The organism is Crossiella sp. S99.2 (assembly GCF_023094165.1).
GTDB lineage: Bacteria > Actinomycetota > Actinomycetes > Mycobacteriales > Pseudonocardiaceae > Crossiella.
Genome location: NZ_JALMDK010000007.1, coordinates 170,410 through 196,892 on the forward strand (window position 1 = coordinate 170,410; position 26,483 = coordinate 196,892).

The window sequence follows — 26,483 nt, forward strand, 5'->3', positions numbered from 1 at the left end:
GTTGGCGCCACCACCTGCTGAGAATCACATGGTGGGGACACGATCGGGTGAGGTGCGCACGAAGTGTTGATATCAGCAATCGGGCGCCACCAGACAAACCGGTCAATGACCGGCCCGGTGCTGCGCGCCGATCTGCTTCCTGGCATGGTCACGGCGCGATATGGGGGCGGAGACGGCGGAGGGGATGCACGGATGAGCGGCGGCGAGCGGGTCACGATCCCGGACCGGATGGACAGTCCGGTGCCCCCACGGCACCCCCGCGGCAAGGTCAGCCGCTGGTTGCTGGCCAACCGGGTCGCCCCGGTCGGCCCGGAGGCGGACGAGGCGCACGCCAAGCCGCAGTCCTGGTGGAAAGTCATGTGCCTGACGGGTGTTGACTATTTTTCCACGCTGTCCTACCTGCCCGGCATCGCGGTGCTCTCCGCGGGCTGGCTCTCCCCGCTGGCCACGCTGGTGATCGTGGCGCTGACCCTGCTCGGCATGCTGCCGATGTACCGCCGGGTCGCCGCGGAGAGCCCGCACGGCCAGGGCTCGGTGGCCATGCTGGAGGACCTGCTGCCGTTCTGGCGCGGCAAGATATTCGTGCTGGTGCTACTGGGTTTCGTGGTGACCTCCTGGATCGTCACCATCACCCTGTCCTCCGCCGACGCCACCGTGCACGTGCTGGAGAACCCCTACCTCAGCGAGGCCCTGCACGGCCTGGCGGTGCCCATCACCATTGGGCTGCTGCTCATCCTCGGCTTCGTCTTCCTGCTCGGCTTCAGCGAGGCCGTCGGCGTGGCCATCCCCCTGGTAGCGGTGTTCCTGCTGCTCAACGCGGTGGTCTCGGTGGTCGGCCTGGTGGATGTGTTCAGCCACCCCGAGGTCCTGGACCGGTGGTTCGACGCGCTGACCTCCGGCCAGGGCGGGTTCACCGGCATCATCGGCCCGGCCCTGATCGCCTTCCCCTCGCTGGTGCTGGGCCTGTCCGGGTTCGAGACCGGGGTCAGCATGATGCCGCTGGTCGCCGCGGACGGGAAAACCGAGCAGGAGCGGCTGTGGGACCGGATCCGCAACACCCGCAAGCTGCTCACCGCGGCCGCGCTGATCATGTCCGTCTACCTGCTCGCCACCAGCCTGATCACCACCGTGCTCATCCCGCACGAGGCGTTCAAGCCCGGCGGTCCGGCCAACGGCCGCGCCATGGCCTATCTGGCGCACCAGGAACTCGGCGAGCTGTTCGGCACCGCCTATGACATCAGCAGCATCCTGATCCTGTGGTTCGCCGGCGCCTCGGCGATGGCCGGGCTGATCAACATCGTGCCGCGGTACCTGCCCGCCTACGGCATGGCCCCGGAATGGGGTCGCGCGGTGCGGCCGGTGGTGCTGGTCTACACCCTGATCAGCGTGATCATCACCATCGCGTTCAACGCCGATGTCAACAAGCAGGCAGGCGCCTACGCCACCGGGATCCTGGCCATGATGGTCTCCGGCGCGGTCGCGGTAGCCATCTCGGCCTGGCGGCACCGGCAGAAGCGGGCCGCCGCCGGGTTCACCGTGCTCACCCTGGTACTCATCTACGCCTTGGTGGAGAACGTGATCCGCAAGCCGGATGGCATCGCCATCTCGGCGCTGTTCATCCTCGGCATCGTCGTCGTCTCGCTGATCTCCCGGATCTCCCGCACCACCGAACTGCGCGCAGAGCACATCGAGTTCGACGAGACCGCGCGGAAGTTCATCGCCGACTCGATCGAGCACGACGGCCAGCTCAACATCATCGCCAACAAGCGGCAGAGCGGGGACAACGCCGAGTACTCGTCGAAGGAACGCGAACAGCGCGGCCTCAACCCGGTGCCCGGCGCCGCCGACGTGATCTTCCTGGAGATCGACGTGGTCGACCCCTCCGACTTCGCCGAGGTGCTCCGGGTCCGCGGCGTGGACATCGACGGCCACCGGGTGCTGCGGGTGGACAGCCCGGCCGCGCCCAACGCGATCGCGGCCATCCTGCTGGCCCTGCGCGATGCCACCGGGGTGCGCCCGCACTGCCACTTCGAGTGGAGCGAGGGCAGCCCGCTCGGCCACCTGTTCCGCTACCTGATCCTCGGCCAGGGCGACACCCCGCCGGTGGTGCGCGAGATCCTGCGCACCGCGGAGGAGGACCCGGACCGCCGGCCGGTCATCCACGTGGGCGGTTGAGGCCACACCGCGAACAGGGCGGGAGCGCGCACCTGCGTGGGCTACAGCGATTCCGCCGGCCAGGTCTTCGGCCGGGACGATCGGCTGCTGGCCGCGCAACGCGCTCTGTTCGAGCAGAACGAGCTGGCCAAGAGCCTGCACGCGGAGAACCCGCGGCGACCGCTGGTGTACCTGGTGTACTTCGCCGAACTGCTGATCGGCCATCCCGGAGTGCGCCAGGATGGGGGATATGGGGACGAAACGCCGCGTTGGCGCGGTACTGGTGACCGGATTGGTGCTGGGGCTGGTGAGTGTGGTTCCGGCCGCGGCGGCACCGCAGCTGGCCGAGCAGGTCGCGCTCGTCGCGGGCCAGGGCGCCAACGACATCAACCGCACCAGGGAACGGTTCGCGGTGCACGCCACCGATCTGGGCATCATGTGGCGGGACGGCCGGGATCGAACCGCGATCATGTTCGGCGACACCTACGGCGCGGGCTGGGGTGGTCACGGGGCCGGGCCGGAGACCGCGGACTGGCGATTCAACGTGCTGGCCCACTCCACCGACACCAACCTGGCCGACGGCCTGGGCATCGACTCGATGATCACCGACCGGCCAGGGCACGCCGCGGAGCTGCTGCACCGCGATCCGGCGGTGTCCGAGATCACCGTCATCCCGACCGCCGGGGTGGCCGCGGGCAACCGGGACGTCGTGCACTACATGTCGATCAAAAGCTGGGGCCCGTGGACCACGAACTACTCGGGGCTCGCCTACTCCGATGACGGCGGCCGCAGCTGGGTGAAGGATCCGGCGTTGCGCTGGTCAAATTCCGGTGGCGGGGCACGGTTCCAGCTCGGCGCGTTCGCCAAGGACGGTGGCTACACCTACCTGTTCGGCACGCCCAACGGCCGCTTCGGCGCGGCACACCTGGCCAGGGTGCCGGAGCACCGGGTGCTGGAACTGGGTGTCTATGAGTACTGGACAGCGGACGGCTGGCAGCTCGGTGGCCTGGACCGGGCGATCCCGGTCTTCGGCGGGCAGATCGGCGAGTTGTCGGTGCAGTACAACACGGTGCTGCGGCGCTGGGTCGCGCTGACCCTGGACGAGAGCCGGGCCGCGATCGTGCTGCGCACCGCGCCCGCCCCGACCGGACCGTGGACCGGCGGCCGGGTGGTGGTGCGCGGCACCGACCATCCGGCGCTCTACGGCGCGTTCCTGCACCCGGACAGCGCGCGCAGCAACGAGATCCACTTCGTCATGTCGCAGTGGGGTCCCTACCACTCCAAGCTCATGCGGTTGCGGCTGGACCAGTCGCTGCCGGAGCCAAACCTGTTGTCCGACGGCGGTTTCGAGGACCGGCCGGCCGGTGCGGCCGCTGGTCCGTGGACGATCACCGGCAAGGGCGGCATCGACTACGGCTCGGGCCTGGCGCACACCGGGGCGAACAACGCCTGGGTGCGCGAGACCAGCGGCTGGCACGCGGTGACCCAGCGGCTCGCGGTACGGCCCGGACAGCGCTACCGACTGTCCGGTTGGCTGCGGAGTTCGGCCACCACCACTGACGGCTACTTCGGCGTGCGCCGGGACACGGGTGTGCCGGCCGAGCGCAAGTTCGGCCACCTCGGCGACTACACCCGCCTGACCGTGGACTTCGTCGCCGACAGCGCCGAGATCGAGGTCTTCGGCGGAACCTGGGCCCTAGACGGCAAAGACACCTGGCTCCAGCTAGACGACTTCACACTGGACCAGCTCTAACCCCCCGCACCGTGTTGGCCGTTGTCGTACGGTGTCTTGGCCGTTGTGGGCGGTGTGTTGGCCGTTGTGGGCGGTGTGTTGGCGGTTGTGGGCGGTGTGTTGGCCGACTGGCGTACCAGTTCGGCCAAGACTGGGTACGACAACGGCCAACACGCCGGTGGGTTTTAGTCGCGGAGGTCCGCGATCATCCCGTCCAGCTTGCGTCGCGTTGCGGATGCGGCGGGGTGGTCGGGGGCCAGCTCGGCGGGGTCGGGCAGCACTCCGGACAGGCCCCATACCCGGCCGCGGGCCCAAGTCGCCGTGCACCCACACCGGTGGCCGGTCCCAGGCGGGGGCGGCCAGTCCGGCCTGCCACACCTCGGTGAGCGCGTCGGTGTCGGTCAGGCCGCGCAGGGCCCCGATCCGGGCTTCAAGCCGGTTGGTGACCACGGGGGAGTCCCGGGGATCGGCGAGGTCCGCGCCGCGGAAGCCGTTGCTCCACTCCGGCTGCGGGCCGTCGGTGGTCTCGATCGCTTGCAGGGCAAGGAGAAACTCGGCCAGGTCGAGGGCGACCGTGGGCAGGTCCAGGGGGACCTGGTCGGCGCGGTCGCCGTCGAGCCAGCGGTAGACCGACCACGGGTACGGGTAGGTCGCGCTGGGTTCGCCCTGCGCCAGGGGGATCGGCACCGGTAGCGGCAGGCGCGGCGCGAGCACGGGCAGCCAGCGTTGTTCGCGGTGCACCTGGCCGATCCAGCGCTCGAACCGGGGCAGCCGCACCGACATGTCCGCGCCCAGCCGCAGCGTCGCGTTGTCCACTCCAGGCTTGGCCACCCGGGTCACCGGCAGGTCCGCCCAGCGCGGGAACTGCGCCGCCACCAGGTCGCGCACCAGCGTCACGTCGATATCCATCCGGCTGATCACACTGGGAAAACCGGGTGGGCGTCCAGCGAGTTTCCGGCAGCATGATCGGCATGTCGACCTATCGCCAGGTGCTCGCGCTGCCCAGGGTGGGGCGGCTGCTCGGCTCCGCGCTGCTGGCCCGGCTCGCGGGGGAGATGCTCTCGCTCGCTCTGGTGCTGCATGTGCTGGCGGTCTCCGGCTCACCGGCGCTCGCCGGGATCACCATGTTCGCCGCCTACGCGCCGGGTGTGCTGCTCAGTCCGCTGGCCGGGGCGGTGCTGGACCGCTTCGGCTCGGTGCGCGCGATCGCGGTAGACCAGCTGGCCAGCGCGCTGCTGATTGGCGCGATCGCTGTGCTGGCAACGGGTCCGGGCGATGCGGTGGCGCTGGTGCTGCTGGCCGCGTTGTTCTCGCTGACCAGCCCGCTCAGCCTGGCCGGGATCCGCACCCTGATGCCGAGGCTGGTCCCGGACAACGCCCTGGAACGCGCCAACGCCCTGGACTCCGGCGCCTACAACCTGGTCGAGATCACCGGTCCGGTGCTGGCCGGTGGCCTGTTCGCGCTGGCCGGTGGACAGCTCACCCTGGTCACCATCGCCGTGCTCTACACCGGGGCCTGGCTGCTGCTGATCACGTTGCCCGCCAACGCCGGGCGCACCGCACCGGCCACCACGGACACCGGGCTGGTCCGCTCGGCGGCGCAGGGCGTGCGGTTCGTGCTCAGCCATCCGCTGTTGCGTGCCCTGGTCCTGTCCTACGGCCTTTACCAGATCGCCTGGGGGGTGCTGACGGTCGCGGTGACCACGAGCGCCCCGGACCTCGCCGGTCTGTTGTGGGGCCTGGCCGGGCTCGGCGGGATGCTCGGCGCGCTGCTGGCCGGTCACCACCTGCGCGCTGGCCGGGAACGGTTCGCGATCATCCTCGGCATCCTGGTCTCCGCGGTGGCCGCCATCCCGCTGATCGCCCTCGGCGGCACCGCCGGTCTGGTGCTCGGCCTGATGCTGCTCAGCTTCGCCGCCGGTCCGGTCAACGTCGGCCTGCTGACCCTGCGCCAGCGCCGCACCGACCCGGCTTGGCTGGGCCGGGTATTGGCGGTCTCGATCAGCCTCAACCTGGTCGGGCATCCGATCGGTTCGGCCATCGGCGGTTATCTCACCGCGGTGTCGCCGATGCTGGCTTTCACCGTGGCCGGAATCGCGGCGGCGCTGGGTGCGCTGCTCGCCTGGATTCTGGTGCCGCGTGGGTAAACATACCCAGTGAAAATGGGAATTCCTGGACGTGGTGGTGCCCCGGCCGAACTCGGCAAGCTGTGGCGGCAGGACGAACCAAGGAGAGAACATGCGCAACAGAACAGCCGCCGCCGTGCTGGCCGTGGGCACCCTCATGACCAGCCTGGGACTGATGACCGCGGGCACCGCGAACGCGGCCCAGGATTTCACCAATGTCAAACTCGTCCCCCGGCACGCCGCCGACGCCAATATGTGCATGGAGGTCGTCGACGCCAGCACCCAGCACGCCGCCGATGTCCGGATGGCCAACTGCACCGGTGCCGCGCACCAGCGGTGGGACGTCAACCACGTAGGCGGCAACGTCTTCGAGATCGTCAACCGCAACAGCGGCATGTGTTTGGACGTGGCCTGGGCGCACACCCATTCCGGGGCGAACGTGCTCCAGGCCAACTGCGAGCGCCGGACCAACCAGCGCTGGTGGCAGCGGGAGACCAGCGAGGGTTACCGCGAATTCCTGCCCACCCACACCGGTGGCAAATGCCTGGATGTCAAGGACGCCAGCAAGTTGCACGGCGCGGACGTCATCCAGTCCGGCTGCTGGGGCGGCAACAACCAGCAGTGGAAGCCGGTGGCCTGAGGAAATTCTGACCGGCAGGCGCGGGGAAATTCCCGCGCCTGCCTTTCCGGTCAAGGCCGGACGATGTATTCCGCTTTCTGGGTGCAGCGGGATTTCCGCAGGAACTGTTTGTCGCAGGCCTGCAAGCCGATGCCGTAGGCGCGGCCGGGATCGATGCCGGTGATGGTGAACTCGGTCCCGGCCACCTCGGTGCCGATCACGTCGAAACCGCCCGCCGACCACCAGGAGACGTTGTAGGCATCCGCGTTGCCCCAGTGCCAGCCCAGCCGGATGGTCCCTCCCATCCGGCTGGCTCGCACCAGGCACGGCCGGTCCGGGCCGACGCAGATGCCCACCTCCAGGGTGCGCAGGTAGGGCTGATCGCGCACCAGCCGGGGTGACTGGCCGGGCGCGCGCACCAGGTGCCCGCCGCTGAAGTTGACGTACTCGCTGGCGCCGTCGGCGGACTGGAGTTCGATCGGCTGGCCGAGCGGTCCGGCCGCCCCGCCGCTGGCCTGCCAGGCGTCGAACAGGTCCGCCGACACGGTGAATACGCCGAGCGCGGGCGCCCTGGTCAGCACCACACCCCGCTCGGTGCGCACCGCCCACTCGCCCTGGGCGCTCCGCTGCACCCCGCCGAGCGGACAGCCCACCCCGTCCCGCCCGCCACGCGCCACCCACCAGCGATGCGCCTCCGGCTCGACCGGTCGGTTGGCACAGCCGTGCACCGCGGCGTGCTCCTGCCACACCACGAACACCAGCGAGGTCGCCGCCAGGCTCACCAGCAGCCCCGCCGAGACCAGGCGCAGCACCGGCATTCCCTTGGCCGCCTTGACTTCCAGCGGCGGCGTCAAGCGCAGGATGGCCCGTGCGAGGCAGGTGTGCCGCCACGCCGAGAGCACCGCCAGCGGCACCACCACCAGCACCGCCGCGCTCACCGCGAAGGCCGCGGACAGCCGCTCGTACAGCGTGCCCGCCGTGGCCGCCACGCCCAGCACGGAGAACCCGGTGACCAGCGTGGTCTTGGTCAGCCGCCACCACCACGGCGCGGCCAGCAGCTGGTGCGCCCAGCGGGTGGCCACGGTCCAGACGTGTTGATCAGGGTGCGCCCGGCCCTGCCCACAGAGCCGCCCGATCGTGCGGCGCAGGCGGAAACCCAGCTGCCACCAGGCGAACTGGGCGCCGAGGATCTCACTCAGGCCCGGTCGCATCGGATCCCCCTTCGGTAGTGTCGCGCCCGGAATTCTGGGGGGTGACACGGCATGCAGGGCTACCGCAATGCCCCGATGGGCAGGCATCCGGCCCCGATGGGGCTGGTGCTGGCCTATCGCTGGCTCGCCTTCGCCTGGATGGCCCTGGTGGCCGGGGTCGGCGGCCAGTCGATCACCCCGATGCTGTCCGCGGCGGCCCTGCTGATCACCCTGGGCTGGACGTTGTGGCTGACCCTGGCCGCCGTCCGGCGCTTCATCCCGGTGCTCGTGCTGGATCTGACCCTCGCGGTGGGACTGGTGCTGGCGGGCGGGCTGATCCACCCGCACGGGCACGTGCTGACCAACCACCCCTCGATCACCTCGGCCTATCCGATGGCGGCGGTGGCGGCCTGGGCCGCGGTGCACCACGTGGCAGGCGGCATCGGCGCGGGCCTGGTGGTGGCAGGCGCGCTGCCGTTGTCCTACGCCCTCAACGGTGCCCCGCTGCTCGAACTGTCCTTTGTGGAGGTTCTGGAGCTGACCGGCACCGCGCTGGCGCACGTGCTGCTCGGCGCCAGCGTCGGCCTGGCCGCCCGCCAGTTCACCCGGCTCGCCGAACACGCCGCCCGCGCCGGTGATCAGGCCGCCCGGCTGGCCGAGCGGGAACGGCTGGCCGCGCGCATCCACGACGAGGTGCTGCAACAACTCGCCGCCATCCACCGCGGTGGCGCGGACCTGGCCGCGGCCGGACCGGTGGCCGCCGGGGACCTGCGGCCGCTGCTGGCCGAGATCCGCAGACAGGAGCGCAACCTGCGCAATCTTGTTGTGCCGCAACCGGAACCGGTGACCGCGGGCGAGGTCTCGCTGACCGCCGCGCTGGAGCGACTGGCCGCCGAACACCCGGAACTGGACCTCCAGGTGGTGACCGCCGGGCCGGTGCCGGTGGCCGAGGCGGTGGCCGCCGAACTGCTCGCCGCGGTGCGCGAGGCCCTGTGCAACGTGATCAAGCACGCACGGGCCGGCCGGGTCTGGGTCAGTGTGCTGGAGGAGGCGGGCGCGGTGACGGTGGTGGTGCGGGACAACGGGATCGGCTTCGACTTCGACGAGGACTCGCTGCGCGCGAACGGCAGGCTCGGCCTGCTGCTGAGCGTGCGGGCCCGGCTGACCCGGCTCGGCGGGGTGGCCCGCATCCACGGCAGGCCGGGCCGCGGCACCGAGGTCGAGCTGAGCCTGCCGCCGGAACGGAGGTCGGCGTGACCGTGCTGGTGGTGGACGACCACCCGGTGACCAGGGAGGGCGTGCGGGTCGGACTGGCCAGGGCCGGGCACACCGTGCTGGAGGCCGGGGACCTGACCGCGGCCCGCCAGGCGGTGCACGCGCACCGGCCCGCGGTGGTGCTGCTGGACCTGCACCTGGCCGGTGCCGACGGCGTCGACCTGGTCGGCGAACTGCGTGAGCACAGCCCGGACACCCGGATCCTGGTGCTCTCCCAGGCCCCGCTGACCGAGGTGCTGCGCGCGATCCGGGCCGGCGCGCACGGCTATGTGCCCAAGTCCGCGCCCTCGGCCGAACTCGCCGCCGCGGTCACCGCGGTGCGGGCCGGGCCGGTGTTCCCGGCTGAGCTGGCCGCGGCGATCGTGGCCGAGGCGGACCGGCCCCGGCTCACCGCGCGCGAGCTGGATGTGTTGCGCTGCCTGGCCAAGAGCTATGACAACCGGGAGATCGCCGAGGAGCTGGGCATCGCGTTGCGCACCGTGCACCGGCATCTGGACGCGGTCCGGGACAAGCTCGGCACCCGCCGCCGCTCCCAGCTGATCCGGCTGGCCGGCCAGTGGCTGCAAGGTCAGCGCGGCTGAGGCTCAGGACTCGCGGAACTGGGTGGACCGGTCCTCTTGGGCCATCCGCCGCAGCAGCGAGACCAGCACATCGCCCAGCAACGTGATCACCACCGCGGACTCCAGGACCTCGTCCTGGCTGCCCCGCCGCTCCAGGAAACCGACGTCCAGGGCGGCGAGCTGCCCGGCCAGTCCGGCGTAGTCGTCCAGCCTGGTCAGCAGTTCGGTGTGGCCCAGTTCGGTGAGCGTGCCCAGCAGTCCGGCCAGGGCGGCCCGGGACGGGTTCTCCTCGCTGACCTGCCAGCCCAGCCGGTCGAGCAGCTCCTGCACCGGCTCGGTCGCGGGTTCGTCCGCGCCGGGCCGTTCGGTGATCGCGTAGTGCACCTGGCCGAGTGACTTGAACAGATCCTTCTCCGGCCCGTCCACCGCTTCCAGGACCTGCTTCGCGGTGGCGATCGGCAGCCGCCCGAGATCGACCAGCGCGCGCACCAAACGTAGTCGCCGCAGGTGTTCCTCGGCGTAGTGCACCTGGTTGTAGCCGGCCCGTTCGCCGTAGGGCAGCAGGCCCTCGCGTTGGTAGTACTTGATCGTCGGGACCGGGATTCCGGTGAGCCGGCTCAGGTCGCCGATGCGCACAGCAGCCTCCTTGATACTTTGGCTATCGATAGCTAGTGTATCGATAGCGCGCGGTCAGAGAGACAGTAGTTCTCGCCTGGAGGTCTGAGATGTTCCGCCCTGCCTTACTCCCGATCCGGCACTGGCACCGTCCGTTGCTGATCGCCACCGCGCTGATGGCGCTGGCCACAGTGCTCTCGCTGGCCGGCCTGGCGCTGGATGACCGGGTGCTGCGTGGTGAGCCGATCTGGGGCAAACCGCTCAAGTTCGCGGTGTCCCTGCTGCTCTACCTGCCCACCTGGGCCTGGATGCTGTCCCTGCAACAGAAGCGCCGCCGCTGGACCTGGTGGACGGCCACCGTCATCGCCGTGCTGGTCACCGTGGAAGTGGTGATCATCGTGTTCCAGGTGGTCCGCGGCCAGGGCAGCCACTTCAACAACGGCACCCCGTTCGACGCCGCGCTGTTCCGGCTGATGGGCTCCATGATCACGCTGGCCTGGCTGCTCAACATGGTCCAGGGCATCGCCCTGCTCAAGGACCGGCTGCCGGACCGGCCGATGGCCTGGGCGATCCGCGGCGGCATCGTGCTCGGCTCGGTCGGCATCGGCCTGGCCTTCCTGATGACCGGTCCCACCGCGGACCAGCTCCAGGTGCTGCAACAGGGCCTGCACCAGCCCGTCATCGGCGCGCACAGTGTCGGCGTGCCCGACGGCGGGCCGGGGATGCCGCTGACCGGGTGGAGCCTGACCGGCGGTGACCTGCGCATTCCGCATTTCATCGGCATCCACGCCATGCAGGCCCTGCCCCTGCTCGCGTTGCTGCTGGGGATCGCCGGCCGGCGTCGCCCGCGACTGGCCGATCCGCTGACCCGCTCCCGCCTGGTGTGGCTGGGGACCGGGACCTATGCGGGAATCATCGCGCTGGTGACCTGGCAGGCGTTGCGCGGGCAGTCGATCGCCGCGCCGGATGGCTGGACGTTGGCCGCGCTGGGTGTGCTGGTCGTCGGGACCGCCGCGCTCGCCGGGGTGATCCTGCGCCGGGCGCCGGCCGGACTGCCGGAACCCGAGCTGGTCACCACCCGCTGACGAGCCGCTGCCCCCGCTGCCGCACCGGCGGCGGGGGTCAGGTGATGATCCCGGCCCGCAGCGCCAGGGTGACCAGCAGCGCGCGGTCGCCGGAGCCCAGCCTGCGGCCGATCCGCCACAGGTGGGTGTCCACGGTGCGTGCGGACAGGCCGAGTTCGCCGCCGATGTCCTTGTTGGACCGGCCGTCGGCGACCAGTCGCAGCACGTCGATCTCCCGGTTGGTCAGCTCCCACACCGGATCCGGCACCGCCACCTCGCGGCCGGGCCGGAGCAGGTAGCCCTGCGCGCCCGCCTGGAAGGCCGCGGCCACCGCCAGCGGCTCCTCCGGCGAGACCACCACCAGCACCTGCGGCCAGCCACGGGATTTCAGCTCGCGGACCAGGCGGATGCCCTCGGTGTCCGGTGGGATCAGGTCGATCACGGCCAGCGCGCACGGTCCGGCCAGCGCGGCGAACTCCAGCGCGGCCGCGGCCGAGGCGGCCTGGTGCACCTGGCCGATCCGCAGATCGTGCAGTCGCGGCGCCATGGTCCGGCGCATCAGGGTCTCGCCGACCAGTAACACCGTCCCGGTCGACGCGTTCCGGTGCAGCGTCGGCGCGGCTCCGTTGCCCCCCAGCGTGCTCATGTTCTCTCGATACCGGAGCGCGACACGCTGTGTACGCGGTTTGCTCGACACTCACTCCAACGAGTGGGTCGCGGCTGGGTTACCCAGGTGAGTGCTGGGTGCGGTAGGTGAGGCTGACCTCGGTGGCCGCCCGTTCGGCCACCACCACGGTGCCGTCACCGACCATGATCGCCCGGTCGTCGACCAGGGGGTTGCCCGCCTCGTCCCGGCTCAGGCGGCGGCTCAACAGCGCGGGCGAACCGACCGGGCGGTCGAGTAGCGCGGCCTCGCGTTCGGTCAGCGCGACCGCCTGCAGCCGTTCCTCGGCGCTGGTCACCGGGCGGCCCAGACGTTCGCCGAGCAGCCGGTACAGCGAGTGGTGCCGCAACTCGGCCACGTCCAGCAGCCCGCCCAACCGTTCGGTCAGGAAAGAGGTCTGCAACAGCAGCGGCACCACCGGCGCGCCGGGTTCGGGGCTGGCGCTGCGCAGGCGGTCCACGGCCAGCACCCGGGCGCCGGGGGCCAGGCCGAGCCGGGCGGCCACCTCCTCGGGCGCGCTGACCAGGTCGGCGGAGAGGACCTCGGTGCGCAGGTCCAGGCCCTGCCCGGTCAGTTCCTCGGACAGGCTGCGCAGCCCGGTCAGGTGGTAGGCGAACCCGGGCCGGCGGACGAAGGTGCCGGTGCCGGGGCGGGCCTCGACCAGGCCGTCGTCCTGGAGCGTGCGCAGGGCCTGGCGCACGGTCATCAGGGTGACGCCGAAGCGGTCGGCGAGCTGGCGTTGCGGGGGTAGCGCGGCCCCCGGCTGGTGCGTGCCGTCGCTGATCTCGGCGGCCAGCGCACGGTAGATGGCCAGGTATTTCGGCACCCGCTGGTCGTAGCCGGTGGTCTGCTCGGTCACCGGGGGAGTGTAATCCACGAACTAGAGTGCTAGAGTTCTAGAACTGTGAGGACTGACAAGCTGATGGGGCAGCCCGACGCCACCGGTCGCTTCGGCGAATTCGGCGGCCGGTTCCTGCCGGAAGCACTGGTCCCGGCCTGCCGGGAGGTCGAGGAGGCATTCCTCGACGCGTGGCACGATCCGGCGTTCGTCGCCGAATACCACCGGCTGCTGGCCACCTACGTGGGCAGGCCGACGCCGCTGACCGAGTGCGTGCGACTGGGCGAGCGCCTAGGCGTCCGGCTGCTGCTCAAGCGGGAGGACCTCGCGCACACCGGCTCACACAAGATCAACAATGTGCTGGGGCAGGCGCTGCTGGCCAAACGGATGGGCCGGACCAAGCTGATCGCGGAGACCGGCGCGGGCTCGCACGGGGTGGCCACCGCGACCGCCGCCGCACTGCTCGGCCTGGACTGCACTGTCCACATGGGACACACCGACATGCGGCGGCAGGAGCTGAACGTCTTCCGGATGGAACTGCTCGGCGCCGAGGTGGTCCCGGCAGGCGTGCCCGGGTCGGCGGGCACGTTGAAGGAGGCCACCAACGCCGCGCTGCGCGCCTGGGTCAGCGAGACCAGGACCGCGCACTACTGCCTCGGCTCGGTGCTCGGCCCGCACCCGTACCCGTACCTGGTGCGCGAACTGCAACGGGTGATCGGCGACGAGGCCCGCGCCCAGGCCGCGGAACTGCTGCCGGACGGGATCCCCGATGTCGTGGTGGCCTGCGTGGGCGGTGGTTCCAACGCGGCGGGCACCTTCGCCGGGTTCGTGGACACCCCGGCCGAACTCATCGGCGTGGAGGCCGCGGGCGGGGCGGCGGTCAGCACCGGCACCCCCGGCATCCTGCACGGCTTCCGCTCGCACTTCCTGCAGGAGGGCGTGCAGATCGCCGAGGCGCACTCGATCTCCGCCGGCCTGGACTACCCGGGCATCGGCCCCGAGCACATGCACCTGGCCGCCACCGGCCGGGTCCGCTACCCCACGGTCACCGACGAGGAGGCCCTGGCCGCGGTCCGCGCGCTGGCCGTCACCGAGGGCATCCTGCCCGCGCTGGAGTCCGCGCACGCGCTGGCCTGGATTCTGCGTGCGGCCGGGACTTCCGAGCTGCCCACCGGAACCACCGTGCTGCTGACCCTGTCTGGTCGCGGCGACAAGGACGTCCACCAGATCCGGGAGAACCTCGCATGCTGACCCTGCCCCGCGACCGCAAACTGCTGATCCCCTATCTGATGGGCGGCATGTCCGCGGACTGGCTGGAGGTGGCCCGCGCGCTGGCCGCAGCCGGCGCCGACGCCCTGGAGATCGGCCTCCCGTTCTCCGACCCCATGGTCGACGGCCCGGTCGTGCAACGCGCCGCCGCCGCGGCCCTGGCCCGCGGCGCGACCCCGGAGACAGTCCTCAAAGAACTGTCCACAGTGGACATTGATGTGCCGCTGGTCGCCATGACCTACGCGAATGTCGCCCTGGGCATCCCGGACTTCCCGGCCCGCCTGGCCGAGGCCGGGGTCAGTGGCGTGATCGTCTCGGATCTGCCCCTGGAGGAGAGCGAGGAGTTCCGTGCGGTGGCCGAACGGGCCGGGGTCAGCGTGGTGCTGCTTGGCGCCCCCGACTGCGCGGACGACCGGCTGGCCCGGATCTGCGCCGCCAGCAGGGGATTCGTGTACTCCATGACCGCCATGCGCACCACCGGCGAACACACCCGGCTGGCCGCGGAGGCCAAGGACACCGTGACCCGGCTGCGTCGGCACGCCACCGTGCCGGTGATCGCCGGGTTCGGCATCGGAACCCCGGAACTGGCCACCGAGATCTGCGCCGAGGCCGACGGCGTGGCGGTCGGCTCGGCCCTGGTCCGGGAACTCCTCGACGGCGGCGGGACGGCGGCGGTGGCCGAGCGGGTGCGCGGCTTCCGGGCGGCGCTGGACCGGGTGGCCTGAAATCCGCAGCCCTACCGACCGTTCGGTAAGGACGCGGCCTCGGGTGGCTAGACATTTGCGTCCCTACCGACTGTTCGGTAGAGACGCGGACTCGGGTGGCCTGATGTCCGCGTGCTCACCGACCGTTCGGTAGGGACGCTTGCCCGGGTGGCCTGAAGTCCGCCTGCTTACCGACCGTTCGGTGGGGCCGCGGGCGGTAGTGGCCTGAAGTCCGTCTCCTCACCGACCGGTCGGTAGGGATGCGGGCTCGGGTGGCCCGAAGTTCGCGTCCTCACCGAACGGTCGGTAGGGACGCGGGCGGTGGTGCCGGGCCGGGTGCGATTCGCCGATCGGGTGACCCGGCACCGGAACGCCCCGACCCGGCCCGCCGCGACTCCTATGGTGTCCTGACTCGGCAGCGACCGCAGGGGAGTCAGGCATGGCCCGGCGCACCGCAACGGGTTTCGCGCTCGCGGGCGCCGGAGTGGTGCTCGGCGTCCTGCTGGCCACCCTCGGCGGCACGCTCTGGCGCGGCCCGGACCTGGACACCGCGCAGAAACTCAGCACCATCCTGGGTGTGCTGGTCAGCGCCGCCTCCCTGGCCGTCGGCGTGGCCACCTTCCGCCGCCAGCGCAAGCCACCGGAGCCCGACCTGACCCGCTTCGCCGAGGACGTGCGGTCCCGCTGGGACACCGAGGCCGCCGTTCGCGGAGTGCGCCGCCCGGCCCCGATCCGGGTGCGCTGGGCGTCCTCCACGCTGCCGGTGGCCGCCACGCTGCCGGTGGCCGCCACGGCGAGTACCGAGTTGTCCGGAGACATCCTTGACGCCGCAACGGGATTCCGCACCCTGCCACACCCGCAGCTGGTCATCCTCGGCGAGCCGGGCGGCGGCAAGTCCACCCTGGCCATGCTGTTGCTGCTGGACCTGCTGAGTACCCGCGACGAGACGGATCCGGTGCCGTTCCTGGTGCAGGTCGGCTCCTGGGACTGGGAGAAATCGCTCTACGAATGGCTGGCCGAAGGGCTGGCCAGGGAACACACCGCGCTCGGCGATGTCAAGGCGTGCCAACGATTACTGACCACCGGCCGGATCCTGCCGATCCTGGACGGCCTCGACGAACTGCCCCACGAGCACCTGCCGTCCGCCCTGGAGGGCATCAACCTCGCCGTGGACGGCGGCAAACCGCTGATCCTGACCTGCCGCACCACCGAGTACCGCGAGCTGATCGAGCACACCGAGTCGCCACTGGCCGGGGCGGCGGTGATCGAGCTGGAACCGGTGTCCGCCAACGACATGCTCGCCTACCTGGACACCAACCCGCTGACCGCGCAACGCTGGCGCCCGGTGCTCGACCACCTCCGAGCTGAGCCCTGCGGTGAGCTGGCCACCGTGCTGGCGACCCCGCTGATGCTCTCGCTGGCCCGCACCCTCTACGCCGACCCGGCCACCGATCCGGCCGACCTGCTGCGACTCCCGGACCGCGCCGCGATCGAACACCACCTCCTCGACGGCCTGATCCCGACCCTGTATCGGGACCATCGCGGCCACCACCCGGACGACGTCGAGCGGTGGATGATCTTCCTGGCCCGGTACCAGGACCGCTGGAACATCGTCGGCGTCGACTGGTGGGACCTGCATTTCGGGCTCCCGCCGCTGCGGAGCTGGCTGTTGCGGCTGTTGCACCCTCTGGTCGCGCTCGGCGCCGTGCTCGGCCTGGTGCTCGGGGTGTGGTCCGCGGACTGGCTGGACGGCACGCCGCGGGCCGCGCTCGGGGCCGCCCTCGGCGCGGCCGCCGGTCTGGCCGCCACCGGGTGGGCGAGCCCGAAGTTCCCGCACCCGGTGAGCCGGGTGGCACTCCGGCGCGCCCGGCGGATCGCGCTGGGCTGGGCGATCGCGGTGGCCACGGCCATTGGGGTGCTGCTCCGGGTGCTCCCGGCGCAGCACCCGGACTCGGATCCGAGGTCCCGGCTCCTGGTGACGCTGGTGCTGGCCGCGTTCGCGGTCGCCATCGCGGCGCTGGGGCGGTACGGGTTCGTCATGGCGGACACCCCGGTCGACTTCGACCGAGAGCCACAGGCCGTGCTGCGCGCGGACCGGTCCTACGCCCGCAGCCAGCACCTGGGCCTGCTGTTGTCCGGCGGGCTTGGCCTCGCCTTGGCCTGGCAGCAGGCGGGCATCCCCGGCGTGGTCGTGGTGGTCTTCGCCTGCCTGTGCCTGCGCCTGCGGTTCGCCTCCGCCTCCTTCACCCTCACCCGCTGGCTGCTCGCCCTCGACGGCAGTCTGCCCCGGAACCTGCTCGCCTTCCTGCACGACGCCCACCAGCGCGGCCTGCTCCGCCGCAGCGGCCCCGGCTACGAGTTCCGGCACCGGCTTCTGCTGCTCAGACTGGCCGAGCTGGGGCGGCTACGCTCGATGCGTGCACCTGCTGATCGTGGATGACGAGGAGGCCGTGCGGGACTCGCTGTCCCGGACGCTGCGGTTCGAGGGCTACACCGTCTCCCTGGCCGCCGACGGCGCCGAGGCGCTGGCCCGGATCCGGGCGGAGAAGTTCGACGGCGTGATCCTCGACGTGATGATGCCGGTGCGCAACGGCCTGGACAGCTGCCGGGATCTGCGGGCCGAGGGCAACTTCGTGCCCGTCCTGATGCTCACCGCCCGGGACGAGGTCGCCGACCGGGTGGCCGGGCTGGACGCCGGCGCCGACGACTACCTGGTGAAACCCTTCGCCCTGCAGGAACTGCTGGCCAGGGTGCGGGCCATGTTGCGGCGGGCGGGGCAGGGACCGGCCGAGCCAGACGCCGCGCCGCCACCGAGCGCGGGGGAGTCGCTGACCTTCGGCGACCTGGTGCTGCACCCGGGCACCAGGGAGGTCAACCGGGCCGGGCGGCAGCTGCGGCTGACCAGGACCGAGTTCGCCATCCTGGAGACCTTCCTGCGGCACCCGCGACTGGTGCTCACCCGGACCCTGGTCTTCGAGCAGGTCTGGGGCTACGACTTCGGCTCGGCCTCCAACGGCCTGGACGTCTACGTCGGCTACCTGCGGCGCAAACTGGAGGCCCAGGGCGAACCCCGGCTGCTGCACACCGTGCGCGGGGTCGGCTACGTGCTGCGCGAGGAACCGCTGTGAGCACCTGGCTGGCCCGGCTGCGCGCGGCCCGCTGGCGCGAGCTGTCCCTGCGCGGCCGGCTGATCGTGCTGGTCGCCGGGGCGGTGGCGGTGGCGGTGGCCGCGGTGTCGCTGGGCTCCTGGCTGCTGGTGCGGGCCAAGCTGGAGCAGAACTTCGACAACCAGCTGCGCTCCTACAGCCAGCTCGCCGGGGAGCGGGCCACCCCGAAGGACGCCCTGGACGCACTGCACGACGTGGACCGGCCCGAGGGCGACAGCGACGGCAGACGGCCCCGGCCGGACCGGACCGGGGACATCTTCGTGCAGTTCCTGGACCCGGGCGGCACCCCGGTGCGCTTCGCGGGCCGAGAGGAGGCGGTGCCGGTCAGCGCGGGCGCGGCCAAGGTCGCCGACCGCTCGATCGCGGAGTTCAGCGAGGACCGGGTGCTGGACAACGACCTCTACCGGGTGTGGACCGCGCCCCGGCCCGACGGCGGCGCGGTGCAGGTCGGCAAGGAGATCCAGGGACTGCGGGAGACCCTGGGCGTGCTGGGGTTCTGGCACATCCTGGTCTGCCTGGCCGGGGTGGCGGTGGCGGCCGGGGTCGGGCTGATCGTGGCCCGCACCGCGTTGCGGCCGGTGGACGCGCTCACCGCCGGGGCCGAGCGGGTGGCCCGCACCCAGGACCTGGACCAGGGCATCTCCGTGCAGGGCACCGGCGAGATCGCCCGGCTGGCCGAGGCGTTCAACGCGATGCTGGCCGCGCTGGCGGTGTCCAGGGACGCCCAGCGACGCCTGGTCGAGGACGCCGGGCACGAGCTGCGCACCCCGCTGACCAGCCTGCGCAACAACATCGAACTGCTCGCGCACGCCACCCGGCAGACCGATCCGGCCCGGGTGCTGCCCGCCGAGGACCGGGACCGGCTGCTCACCGACCTGGAGGTGCAGGCGGGCGAGCTGACCTCGCTGGTCAGCGAACTGGTCGAGCTGGCCAAGACGGACCGCTCCACCGAACCCGAGCGCCGGGTGGACCTGGCCGAGGTGGTGGCCGCCGCAGTGGAACGGGTCCGGCCGCGCGCCCCCAACCTGGTCTTCCACACCGACCTGCACTCGGCGGAGATCATCGGCAGGCCGCGCTCGCTGCAACGGGCGGTGCTGAACCTGCTGGACAACGCGGCCAAGTGGAGCCCACTGGGCGGCACGGTCACGGTGACCCTGGAGACCGGCGGCGACCAGGTGCGGATCGTGGTCGACGACGAGGGTCCCGGCATCCCCGAGGCCGACCTGCCGCACGTCTTCCAGCGCTTCTACCGGGCCGACACCGCCCGCGCGCTGCCCGGTTCCGGCCTCGGCCTGGCCATCGTGGACCAGATCGCCACCCTGCACGGCGGCAACGCCACTGCCGGCCGGAACGCCGTCGGCGGGGCCCGGGTCTCGCTCACCCTGCCCGCGGCCGCCACGGACTCTTAACCAAACCCCGGGTGATCTCTCATCGTCCCTTCATGATCGCCGCGAACCCTCGGGGAGGTGACCACCACCAGCAGGACGATCACCCGGGCGGGCCCCGCGCCGGTCGCGTTCACGCTGCTCGGCCTGGCCACCCTGCTGGTCGGCTACCTCGGTTTCGCCTACACCGTCGAGGTCGACCCGCTGTGGGACCCGGTCAGTGACTACACCTTCCACTCCACCGCGCTGTTCCTCATCGCCCAGCTCTGCATCCTCGTCGGCGGCGGGCTGATCCTGACCCGGCTGCCGGTGGACCGGCCGGCCGGCATCTTCCTCGGGCTGTGGGCGGGCGGACTGGCCTCGGTGGCGGTGTTCCCCGGCAACGTGAGCAGCACGGTGTCCACTGTGTCCGGTGAGATCCATCGCTTCGGCGGCGCGGTCTTCATGACCTGCCTGCCGGTGGCCGCGCTGCGGATCGTGCACGTGCTCAGCACCGCGGGCCGCCGGGTGCTCTCGCTGCGCCGGGTGCAGTGGGCCGCGGTGGCCACCCTGCTCACCGCCGCCGCCTTCGGCCTGGCCCAGGTGATCCCGGCGCTGCCGCAGGGCGCGCTGCAGCGGGTCGCGCTGATCGCGCACGGGCTGTTGCTGGTCTCGCTGGCCCCGTTGATGCGGAGCACCACCCCGTGAGCATGATTCCGCTCGCTGTTCTCCTAGCGTTGCTGGCCGCCTGCCTGTTCGCCGCCGCGGTGTCCTTGCAGCACTCCGCGGTGCGCGGCCACGACGCCGACGGCTCGCTCACCCTGCGCGGCCTGGCCGGCACGGTCCGCTCGCGCGGCTGGCTCACCGGCACCGGGTTCGCCGTGCTCGGCAGCGGCCTGCACGTGCTCGCGCTGGCCTTGGCGCCCATGGTGATCGTGCAACCGCTGGGCGTGCTGAGCCTGGTGCTGACCGTGGTCTTCACCGCCCGCGCCCGGCGGCAGCCGATCGCGGCACCGGTGCGGCTGGCCGTGTTCGCGGTGTGCGGCGGGGTGTTCGGCTTTGTCGCGCTGGCCGTCTCGCCCGCGGTGGTCACGGCGGTCGCGGTGCCCGGCGCGGTGCACCTGGCCGCGTTCGGCGCGTTGCTGGTGGCCGTGGCCGGTCTGCGAGTGCGGGGTCAGGCCCGCTGTGCGGTGCTCGCCGCCTCCGCCGCTGTCCTTTTTGGACTCGGTTCGGTGCTCACCAAATCCGCCACCGGCCAGCTGTTCACCGCCGACCCGCAGTGGGGCGGTCTGCTGATCGCCGCGGAGGCCGGGCTGCTGCTGGCCGTCGGCGGCTGGGTGATGCACCAGGCCTACGCCGCCGGACCGACCGCGGTGGTGGTCGGCGCGATCACCGTGCTGGACCCGCTGACCGCGGTCAGCACCGGCCTGCTGCTCTACGGCGAGGCCGCCTACCTCACTCCCGCCACCGCCGCCGGGCAGGCCGCGCTCGCGCTGCTGGCCGTCGGCGGCGTGGTGGTGCTGGCCCGATCCGTGCCAGACCAACGAGAAGTCGCCGCACCAGAGGAGCAAGTGATGTCGTCACGCCGCACCGGGTCCGGGCTGCGGATCGTAGTGGGCGCGGACACCTTCCCGCCCGATGTCAACGGCGCGGCCAACTTCGCCGGCCGGCTGGCCCACGGCCTGGCCGCGCGCGGCCACGACGTGCACGTGATCTGCCCCTCGCCCGGCGGTGAGCCGGGCACCGTGACCGACGGCGGGATCACCATCCACCACCTGCCCTCGGTGCGCACCCCGTTCCACCCCGACTTCCGGATCAGCCTGCCCTGGCAGACCCGCAAGGCCGCGGACCTGCTGGCCGGGCTGGACCCGGACGTGGTGCACGTGCAGTCACATTTCCCGGTCGGCCGCGCCGTGCTGCGCGCGGCCACCGCCCGGCAGGTGCCGACGGTGGCCACCAACCATTTCATGCCGGAGAACCTGTTCGGCTACCTCAAGATCCCGGCCGCGCTGCGCCGCTCGCTGGCCCGGCTGGGCTGGCGCGACCTGGTCCGGGTCTACCGCGAGGCCGGCATCGTCACCGCGCCCACCCCACGCGCGGTGAACCTGCTGACCGCCAACCACTTCCCCGGCAAGCCGAGGGCGATCTCCTGCGGGATCGACATCGAGCACTACGCCGCCCCGCGTGCGTCGAAGTCCACAGTGGACACTTCGGTGCTCTTCGTCGGCCGCCTGGACGCGGAGAAGAACGTGCACGAGCTGATCCACGCGGTGTCCCGGATCCCCGGCCTGCGCGCCGAACTGGTCGGCGACGGCTTCTGCCGCACCCGCCTGGAAAGCCTGGCCGCCGAGTTGGGCGTCACCGACCGGGTGCGCTTCCGCGGTGTGGTCTCCGACGAGGACCTGGTCCAGGCCTACCGCCGCAACGACATCTTCTGCATGCCCGGCACCGCCGAACTGCAAAGCCTGGCCACCATGGAGGCCATGGCCGCAGGCCTCCCGGTGGTCGCCGCCGACGCGATGGCCCTGCCGCACCTGGTCCACCCCGGCGTCAACGGCCACCTGTACCCGCCGGCTGACCTGGACGCGCTCACCGGCCACCTGGCCGCCCTGGCCGCCGACCCGGACCAGCGGGCCACCATGGGCGCGGCCAGCTCCCAGCTGATCACCCGGCACGCCCTGGACACCACCCTGGCCACCTTCGAGCAGGTCTACGCCGAACTGGTCCGCCCGCACGCCCCCACCCCAGTCCTCACCGGCGCAGCCTGACCCGTACCCGCCGAGTTGGCCCAAGTCGTACGCGTAGTTGGCCCAAGTGGGCGTCCCACTTGGGCCAACTCGACGTCCTGCTCAGTTCGGCCGCGGCCCCGGCTTCCCCCGATCGGCGAACAGCCGGGCCAGTGTCGTGGTCAGGTGCCGCACCGGCAACGTCGTGTGTTCCAGCTGTCGCACCGCCGCCAGCAACTGACTCAACCCGTCCTCATGGGCCAGACAGGTGCGCAGGATGTTCTGCACCTCCTGGCGGGCCCGGGAATCCCGGTGCACCGAGGAACTGATCGCCGGGTCCAGTGAGTCCAGCAACCGCTGTCTGCTGTACGGGAACCGGCACAGTGGCACCGCCAGCAACGCGTCGGTGGCCAGCACCAGCACATACGGGTCCACAGTGGACGGTCGATATCCCGGATGGGGTTGCCCCACCGTGAGTTCCCGGGGCCGGTGCAGGATCCAGGCCAGCAGGTCGGCGTTGCGCACCGGGACCCTGGCCGGGCGGAACAGGGCGCCGGGGGTGCGGGTGGTGCTCTGGTAGAGGGCGTCGGAGATGATCAGGGCCAGGTCGGCGCGGTCCCGGCGCAGGGATTCGTGCAGGGCGGGGGCGTCGGCCATGCCGAAGGTCTCCCGGACGGCGGGGCTGGTGACGCCGCGGTCGTCGACCCGGACCGGACCCGCGTGCATGGCCACCCGCAGCCGCAACTGGTCGATGGGCAGCAGGTTCGCGTTGACCGCGCGGAGTTCGCGGGACAGGTTGTCCGGCACCATTGCCACCAGTTGTTCCCGGGAGACCTGGGGGGACAACAACAGCAGCACGCCCTCGCCGTAGCTCTCGGTGGCGCAGTCCGCCCACGGGATGTGGCTGCGGGTGACCGCGTTCTTCAGTGCCTCGTACATCCGGCGCCGCAACGTGATCCGCGCCTGGTCCGCGCTGTCGGCGGTGGAGTTGGTGTGCACCACCAGCATCACCCTGGGCACCACCACGCTCACCCGGCTGCACAGCATGTCGGCCAGGCCGGAGAGCAACGCCTTGGTGCGCTGGGTGTCCGGATGGTCCTCGCCGCGCACCCGCAGTTGCGCGGCCAGCACCTCCTGGTAGGTCTGCTGCGCCAGCACCAGTTTGCCCTGCTGGGTCAGTGCGGTGGCCAGGTTGTTGCGGCAGTCCAGGGTGTCCGGGTGATCGGCGCCCAGCACCCGCAGCTGATCGGTGAGCAGCGCGGTGTACGCGGCTTCCGCCTCGGCCAGTTTCCCTTGCTGGGCAAGCACGTTGGCCAGGTTGTTGCGACTGGCCAGGGTGTCCGGGTGGTCCGCGCCGAGCACCCTGGGCAGATCGGCCAGCAGCGCGGTGTAGGTTTCCTCGGCCGCGGCCAGTTCGCCTTGCTGGGCCAGGATGTTGGCCAGGTTGTTGCGGGTGGCCAGGGTGTCGGGGTGTTCCGGCCCGAGCAGCACGCACCGCCGGTCGGCGACCTGGCGGAACACCTCGGCCGCCTCGGCCAGTTTCGCGCTGTCCCGCAACGCGTCCGCCTCGTCCTGCAACACGTTGGCCAGATTGGACAGCACGGCCAGGGCATCGTCGGAGTCCGGCAGCATGCCGGCGGTGGCCCGGCGCAGGATCGCCTCCGCCTCGGTCAGGTCGGCCGGATCGGCCAGCCTGCTGTGCCGCGCGCGCAGGGCCGCGCCCAGGTTGGACAGCCTGCGCAACCGGCCGGGGTGTTCCGGCGAGGTGGCCGCGGTGGCCTGGCGCAGCACCGCGATCGCCTCGTCCAGGGAGTCCAGGTCGCCGGTGCGCTCGTAGTGCAGCCGCAGCGAGGCGCCCAGGTTGGCCAGCAGCGCGGAGCGGTCCCGGTCGTCGTCGGGGGCACAGCGCAATGCCTGCCGCTGCCTGCGCACCGCGTGCTGCAGGTCCCGCTCGTCGAAGGTGTGCTCATGCCGCTGCCGCAACGCGTTGCCCAGGTTGGACAGGTGCCCGCTGAGATCGCGGTCGTCGGGTTCGAGCATCCCGAGCACCTGGTTGAGCGTGCTGATCGCCCGGTCCAGCACGTCCAGCTCCCTGGTCACCTCGTACTCGATCTGCAGCGAATGACTCAGCAGCGACAACCACTCCCGGGTCCGCGCCGGATAGTCCACAGTGGACTTGGCGAGGTCCAGGGTCAGTGCGGCGGCTTCCCTGGCGGCGGTCAGCGCGGCCACCCGCGCGCCGGTGCGGGCCTGGTGCCCGCCCAGTCGCAGCAACGCCAGCGCCAGCGCGGCCCTGGTCTCCACGCTGTCGCCGCCCGGCCCGGCCAGCCGCGCGCGCAGTTGCCGGACCTGGCCTGCCAGCCGGATCTCCGATGCGGTCGACTCACTCATCGCTGGCTCCCCGATCGGTCTTGGTCGGCGGATTGAGGAGGAATTCCCTGGCCAGGTCGGGATCGTGGATCTCCCAGCTCTCCGAGCGGGTGCCGTCCCGCGCGGTGGAGCGGGTGTACTTGAGCAGACTCGGCCGCTCCGGTTCGGCCGGTGGGGCCTGCCGCGGCACGGGCACCACCACCAGCTCGGGCTCATCGGCTGCCGCGAACCGTTCGGCCAGCCGCTGGTAGGTGTCCCTGGCCGCGCCGAAACTGCCCGCGCAGGCGGCCTCCAGCTCGCGCAGCATGGACACGATGTAGCGGGCCTGGCGGCCGCGGATGACCGACTGGCCGCCGCCGGTCACCGCGAGGTGCGTGCATAGCAGGTCGTGCAGTTCCTTGTCCGGGTCGAAACCCTGGGCCAGGTAGATGTCGTAGGCCTCCAGGGCCTGCACGAGCGGACCGGTCCCGGCCAGCCGGGCGCGCAGCTCACTCACCTGGGCCCGCAACGCTTTTCCCGGTGTGGTCGCGGTCAGCTCGGCCAGTTCGGCGAGCACCGCCAGTTCGGCCGCGTCGGCCGCGCCGATGATCTGGGCGCGCAACGCCAGGCTGTTCTCCGGGTTGGCCAGCGCGGTGGGCCGCCGCGGATAACTGTCGTACTCGACCAGGATCACCGCCTGGAATCCTTTGCCGATTGGCTCCACGCCCAGCCGGTTGACCAGTGGACCGTCCAGCGCGGGCACGATGATCTGGGAGCCGCCGTGGCAGGCCGCGTTGGCCAGCAGCCGCACGTGATCCCGCGGCGCGTCCGGCTGGAACGGCAGCATGGTGGGGGAGTTGGCGGGCACGCACACGATGTCGGCGCGCTGCACGGTCGCATTGCTCTCCCACAGCAAATAGTCCTTGCACACCGCGACCGCCAGCCGCACCTGCCGCCCGCGCAGGGTCAGTTCCACGATCCGCACGCCCTCGCCCGCGGTCGCGTTCTCCCCGTCGGCAAGGGAAAGTTTGGTGATCAGGTGCACGCTGCCGTCGTGGATGAGCACGGAGACGTTGCGGTGCACCAGGTTTCCGGCCTGCCAGTCCGATTCGGCCAGTGCGACCAGCTCGCCGGCCTCGGCCAGGTTGCGCACAAATCCCAGTCCGGCCACCACCACCCGGCCCGCGGAGAACTCGCGCAGGGTCTCCAGGCAGCCCAGCGGCACCAGGTACTCCGGGAAGACCACCACATCGGCGGATTGCCGGTCCAGGAAGGACATCAGCTCGGTCAGGCAGGATCGAGTGGCCGAAGTGGACAGTTCCTGGATGCCGTCGTAGACGGTGGGGTGGGCGCCGCTGAACAGGTGCGCCGCGGACAGCTCGCCGGGTCCGGCGCCTGCCGCGTAGAGGGGTTCGGCGGGCAGCCACAGGCTTTCCGCGGTACGCGCGTGCGGCAGCCCGTCCAGCTGCACCACGCACAACCGGAGCCTGCGGTCAGTCCCGGGGTTCGACATGCGCGCCCTCCCGCAGTTGCTCGGCCAGTGATTCGGCGAAGGGGTAGGGCCGGAAGCCGCGCAGTGCCTCGACCCGGTCGATGTAGGGCTGGGCCGCCGCGATCGCGCCGGCATAGGAACGGCCCATGCTGCGCCGCACCAGCCGCCGGTCCACGTAGCCGCCCGCGCAGGCGATCGCGATCGAGTTGAGCACCGCGAGGGTGTACCCGATCCGGTCCAGGCTGTCCCGGTCCAGCTCGGCCAGTTCCGCCGCCGAGCGCCCGGCCACCCGCTGGTGCAAGATCCGCCGCCCGGCCCGCACCTCCGCGGACAGGTACCGCTCGTGCAGGTCGAAGAAGGCCCGCAACCGATCCGCCCTGGTGGACCGCCGGAATCCCCAGAACGCGATGAGCAACGCCACCACCGGGGACAACAGGGACAGCCAGACACTCAGAGCCATTGCCCACCTCAGCGACGTTGGTTCAGGACATCCCGCTGTCGGGCAGGCCTGACGAGGTGTTACGCACAGTGACTAACCCGTGACCCGGAATCGGACTTTTCGGTAGGCTGAAGCG

The 26,483-nt window shown here is 71.6% G+C and carries 22 protein-coding genes; 14 read left to right on the plus strand and 8 right to left on the minus strand.

The window, feature by feature from the left end; translation table 11 throughout:
• Window positions 1-192: 192 nt before the first annotated feature.
• Both MZC64_RS27365 and MZC64_RS48825 read left to right on the plus strand, forming a co-directional pair.
• Window positions 193-2,175, plus strand: a complete 1,983-nt coding sequence (locus MZC64_RS27365; RefSeq protein WP_247761886.1) for an amino acid transporter — start codon at window positions 193-195, stop codon at window positions 2,173-2,175.
• 229 nt (window positions 2,176-2,404) lie between these two features.
• On the plus strand, window positions 2,405-3,907 hold the full coding sequence (locus MZC64_RS48825) for a DUF4185 domain-containing protein (protein ID WP_308301076.1): 1,503 nt from the start codon (window positions 2,405-2,407) through the stop codon (window positions 3,905-3,907).
• Here MZC64_RS48825 and MZC64_RS27375 read toward each other — a convergent pair.
• Window positions 3,878-4,795, minus strand: a complete 918-nt coding sequence (locus tag MZC64_RS27375; RefSeq protein ID WP_247761885.1) for a phosphotransferase — start codon at window positions 4,793-4,795, stop codon at window positions 3,878-3,880. The two genes, MZC64_RS48825 and MZC64_RS27375, sit on opposite strands and share 30 nt — an antisense overlap.
• Window positions 4,796-4,857: 62 nt before the next feature.
• On the opposite strand from MZC64_RS27375, the gene MZC64_RS27380 reads away from it, so the two are divergent.
• Together MZC64_RS27380 and MZC64_RS27385 are read left to right on the plus strand one after the other, a co-directional pair.
• Window positions 4,858-6,033 carry an MFS transporter gene (locus MZC64_RS27380; protein WP_247761884.1) on the plus strand — a complete coding sequence of 392 codons (1,176 nt, stop codon included), beginning with the start codon at window positions 4,858-4,860 and terminating at the stop codon, window positions 6,031-6,033.
• A gap of 91 nt (window positions 6,034-6,124) precedes the next feature.
• Entirely contained in the window at window positions 6,125-6,652 is a 528-nt protein-coding gene (locus MZC64_RS27385) for an RICIN domain-containing protein (protein ID WP_247761883.1), read from the plus strand.
• Between the two features lie 50 nt (window positions 6,653-6,702).
• Here MZC64_RS27385 and MZC64_RS27390 read toward each other — a convergent pair whose 3' ends face one another.
• The gene (locus MZC64_RS27390; protein WP_247761882.1) at window positions 6,703-7,842 is read right to left on the minus strand and encodes an LGFP repeat-containing protein; all 1,140 of its coding nucleotides are present in this window, start codon (window positions 7,840-7,842) and stop codon (window positions 6,703-6,705) included.
• Between the two features lie 51 nt (window positions 7,843-7,893).
• Between MZC64_RS27390 and MZC64_RS27395 the strand changes: the two genes are divergently transcribed.
• Window positions 7,894-9,078, plus strand: coding sequence for a sensor histidine kinase (locus tag MZC64_RS27395; protein ID WP_247761881.1), 1,185 nt, complete (start codon window positions 7,894-7,896; stop codon window positions 9,076-9,078).
• Window positions 9,075-9,677: a response regulator transcription factor gene (locus tag MZC64_RS27400; protein ID WP_247761880.1), complete on the plus strand. Its 603-nt coding sequence runs from the start codon at window positions 9,075-9,077 to the stop codon at window positions 9,675-9,677. Before MZC64_RS27395 ends, MZC64_RS27400 begins: the two co-directional genes overlap by 4 nt.
• 3 nt (window positions 9,678-9,680) lie before the next feature.
• Here the strand turns inward: MZC64_RS27400 and MZC64_RS27405 are convergent, their stop codons facing one another.
• Window positions 9,681-10,292, minus strand: coding sequence for a MerR family transcriptional regulator (locus MZC64_RS27405; protein ID WP_247761879.1), 612 nt, complete (start codon window positions 10,290-10,292; stop codon window positions 9,681-9,683).
• An 89-nt stretch (window positions 10,293-10,381) separates the two neighbouring features.
• Between MZC64_RS27405 and MZC64_RS27410 the strand changes: the two genes are divergently transcribed.
• Window positions 10,382-11,356 (plus strand): hypothetical protein, encoded by a 975-nt coding sequence (locus MZC64_RS27410; protein WP_247761878.1) that lies wholly within the window; start codon window positions 10,382-10,384, stop codon window positions 11,354-11,356.
• 37 nt (window positions 11,357-11,393) lie between these two features.
• Here MZC64_RS27410 and MZC64_RS27415 read toward each other — a convergent pair whose 3' ends face one another.
• Both MZC64_RS27415 and MZC64_RS48060 read right to left on the minus strand, forming a co-directional pair.
• Window positions 11,394-11,981 carry a LuxR C-terminal-related transcriptional regulator gene (locus MZC64_RS27415; protein ID WP_247761877.1) on the minus strand — a complete coding sequence of 196 codons (588 nt, stop codon included), beginning with the start codon at window positions 11,979-11,981 and terminating at the stop codon, window positions 11,394-11,396.
• Between the two features lie 79 nt (window positions 11,982-12,060).
• On the minus strand, window positions 12,061-12,858 hold the full coding sequence (locus MZC64_RS48060; protein WP_308301077.1) for a GntR family transcriptional regulator: 798 nt from the start codon (window positions 12,856-12,858) through the stop codon (window positions 12,061-12,063).
• A 45-nt stretch (window positions 12,859-12,903) separates the two neighbouring features.
• Here MZC64_RS48060 and trpB point away from each other — a divergent pair, with 45 nt between their 5' ends.
• The 7 genes from trpB to MZC64_RS27460 all read left to right on the plus strand — a co-directional run bounded on the left by trpB (window position 12,904) and on the right by MZC64_RS27460 (window position 22,109).
• Window positions 12,904-14,088 carry a tryptophan synthase subunit beta gene (gene trpB, locus MZC64_RS27430; protein ID WP_308301078.1) on the plus strand — a complete coding sequence of 395 codons (1,185 nt, stop codon included), beginning with the start codon at window positions 12,904-12,906 and terminating at the stop codon, window positions 14,086-14,088.
• A complete protein-coding gene (trpA, locus tag MZC64_RS27435) occupies window positions 14,082-14,831 on the plus strand; it encodes a tryptophan synthase subunit alpha (RefSeq protein ID WP_247761876.1) in 750 nt (249 codons plus the stop codon). Before trpB ends, trpA begins: the two co-directional genes overlap by 7 nt.
• Window positions 14,832-15,249: 418 nt before the next feature.
• On the plus strand, window positions 15,250-17,250 hold the full coding sequence (locus MZC64_RS27440; protein WP_247761875.1) for an NACHT domain-containing NTPase: 2,001 nt from the start codon (window positions 15,250-15,252) through the stop codon (window positions 17,248-17,250).
• Window positions 17,228-17,938 carry a response regulator transcription factor gene (locus MZC64_RS27445; RefSeq protein WP_247761874.1) on the plus strand — a complete coding sequence of 237 codons (711 nt, stop codon included), beginning with the start codon at window positions 17,228-17,230 and terminating at the stop codon, window positions 17,936-17,938. The genes MZC64_RS27440 and MZC64_RS27445 overlap by 23 nt, the downstream gene beginning before the upstream one ends.
• A complete protein-coding gene (locus MZC64_RS27450; RefSeq protein WP_247761873.1) occupies window positions 17,935-19,386 on the plus strand; it encodes a HAMP domain-containing sensor histidine kinase in 1,452 nt (483 codons plus the stop codon). Before MZC64_RS27445 ends, MZC64_RS27450 begins: the two co-directional genes overlap by 4 nt.
• Window positions 19,387-19,443: 57 nt before the next feature.
• On the plus strand, window positions 19,444-20,049 hold the full coding sequence (locus MZC64_RS27455) for a DUF998 domain-containing protein (protein WP_247761872.1): 606 nt from the start codon (window positions 19,444-19,446) through the stop codon (window positions 20,047-20,049).
• Window positions 20,050-20,051: 2 nt separating this feature from the next.
• Window positions 20,052-22,109 carry a glycosyltransferase gene (locus MZC64_RS27460; RefSeq protein WP_247762154.1) on the plus strand — a complete coding sequence of 686 codons (2,058 nt, stop codon included), beginning with the start codon at window positions 20,052-20,054 and terminating at the stop codon, window positions 22,107-22,109.
• Window positions 22,110-22,190: 81 nt separating this feature from the next.
• On the opposite strand, the gene MZC64_RS27465 is transcribed toward MZC64_RS27460, so the two are convergent.
• From MZC64_RS27465 to MZC64_RS27475, 3 genes are read right to left on the minus strand one after another with little or no spacing between them, the layout of a single operon-like run.
• Window positions 22,191-24,458 (minus strand): tetratricopeptide repeat protein, encoded by a 2,268-nt coding sequence (locus MZC64_RS27465; RefSeq protein ID WP_247761871.1) that lies wholly within the window; start codon window positions 24,456-24,458, stop codon window positions 22,191-22,193.
• Window positions 24,451-25,929, minus strand: a complete 1,479-nt coding sequence (locus MZC64_RS27470; RefSeq protein ID WP_247761870.1) for a hypothetical protein — start codon at window positions 25,927-25,929, stop codon at window positions 24,451-24,453. Before MZC64_RS27470 ends, MZC64_RS27465 begins: the two co-directional genes overlap by 8 nt.
• The gene (locus tag MZC64_RS27475; RefSeq protein ID WP_247761869.1) at window positions 25,910-26,368 is read right to left on the minus strand and encodes a hypothetical protein; all 459 of its coding nucleotides are present in this window, start codon (window positions 26,366-26,368) and stop codon (window positions 25,910-25,912) included. The genes MZC64_RS27470 and MZC64_RS27475 overlap by 20 nt, the downstream gene beginning before the upstream one ends.
• Between the last annotated feature and the right edge of the window lie 115 nt (window positions 26,369-26,483).

Coding starts and splice junctions, on each gene's coding strand:
- MZC64_RS27365 (WP_247761886.1), top strand. CDS start 193: ATGAGCGGCGGCGAGCGGGTCACGATCCCGGACCGGATGGACAGTCCG.
- MZC64_RS48825 (WP_308301076.1), top strand. CDS start 2,405: ATGGGGACGAAACGCCGCGTTGGCGCGGTACTGGTGACCGGATTGGTG.
- MZC64_RS27375 (WP_247761885.1), bottom strand. CDS start 4,795: ATGGATATCGACGTGACGCTGGTGCGCGACCTGGTGGCGGCGCAGTTC.
- MZC64_RS27380 (WP_247761884.1), top strand. CDS start 4,858: ATGTCGACCTATCGCCAGGTGCTCGCGCTGCCCAGGGTGGGGCGGCTG.
- MZC64_RS27385 (WP_247761883.1), top strand. CDS start 6,125: ATGCGCAACAGAACAGCCGCCGCCGTGCTGGCCGTGGGCACCCTCATG.
- MZC64_RS27390 (WP_247761882.1), bottom strand. CDS start 7,842: ATGCGACCGGGCCTGAGTGAGATCCTCGGCGCCCAGTTCGCCTGGTGG.
- MZC64_RS27395 (WP_247761881.1), top strand. CDS start 7,894: ATGCAGGGCTACCGCAATGCCCCGATGGGCAGGCATCCGGCCCCGATG.
- MZC64_RS27410 (WP_247761878.1), top strand. CDS start 10,382: ATGTTCCGCCCTGCCTTACTCCCGATCCGGCACTGGCACCGTCCGTTG.
- MZC64_RS27415 (WP_247761877.1), bottom strand. CDS start 11,981: ATGAGCACGCTGGGGGGCAACGGAGCCGCGCCGACGCTGCACCGGAAC.
- trpA (WP_247761876.1), top strand. CDS start 14,082: ATGCTGACCCTGCCCCGCGACCGCAAACTGCTGATCCCCTATCTGATG.
- MZC64_RS27440 (WP_247761875.1), top strand. CDS start 15,250: ATGGCCCGGCGCACCGCAACGGGTTTCGCGCTCGCGGGCGCCGGAGTG.
- MZC64_RS27460 (WP_247762154.1), top strand. CDS start 20,052: ATGATTCCGCTCGCTGTTCTCCTAGCGTTGCTGGCCGCCTGCCTGTTC.
- MZC64_RS27465 (WP_247761871.1), bottom strand. CDS start 24,458: ATGAGTGAGTCGACCGCATCGGAGATCCGGCTGGCAGGCCAGGTCCGG.
- MZC64_RS27470 (WP_247761870.1), bottom strand. CDS start 25,929: ATGTCGAACCCCGGGACTGACCGCAGGCTCCGGTTGTGCGTGGTGCAG.
- MZC64_RS27475 (WP_247761869.1), bottom strand. CDS start 26,368: ATGGCTCTGAGTGTCTGGCTGTCCCTGTTGTCCCCGGTGGTGGCGTTG.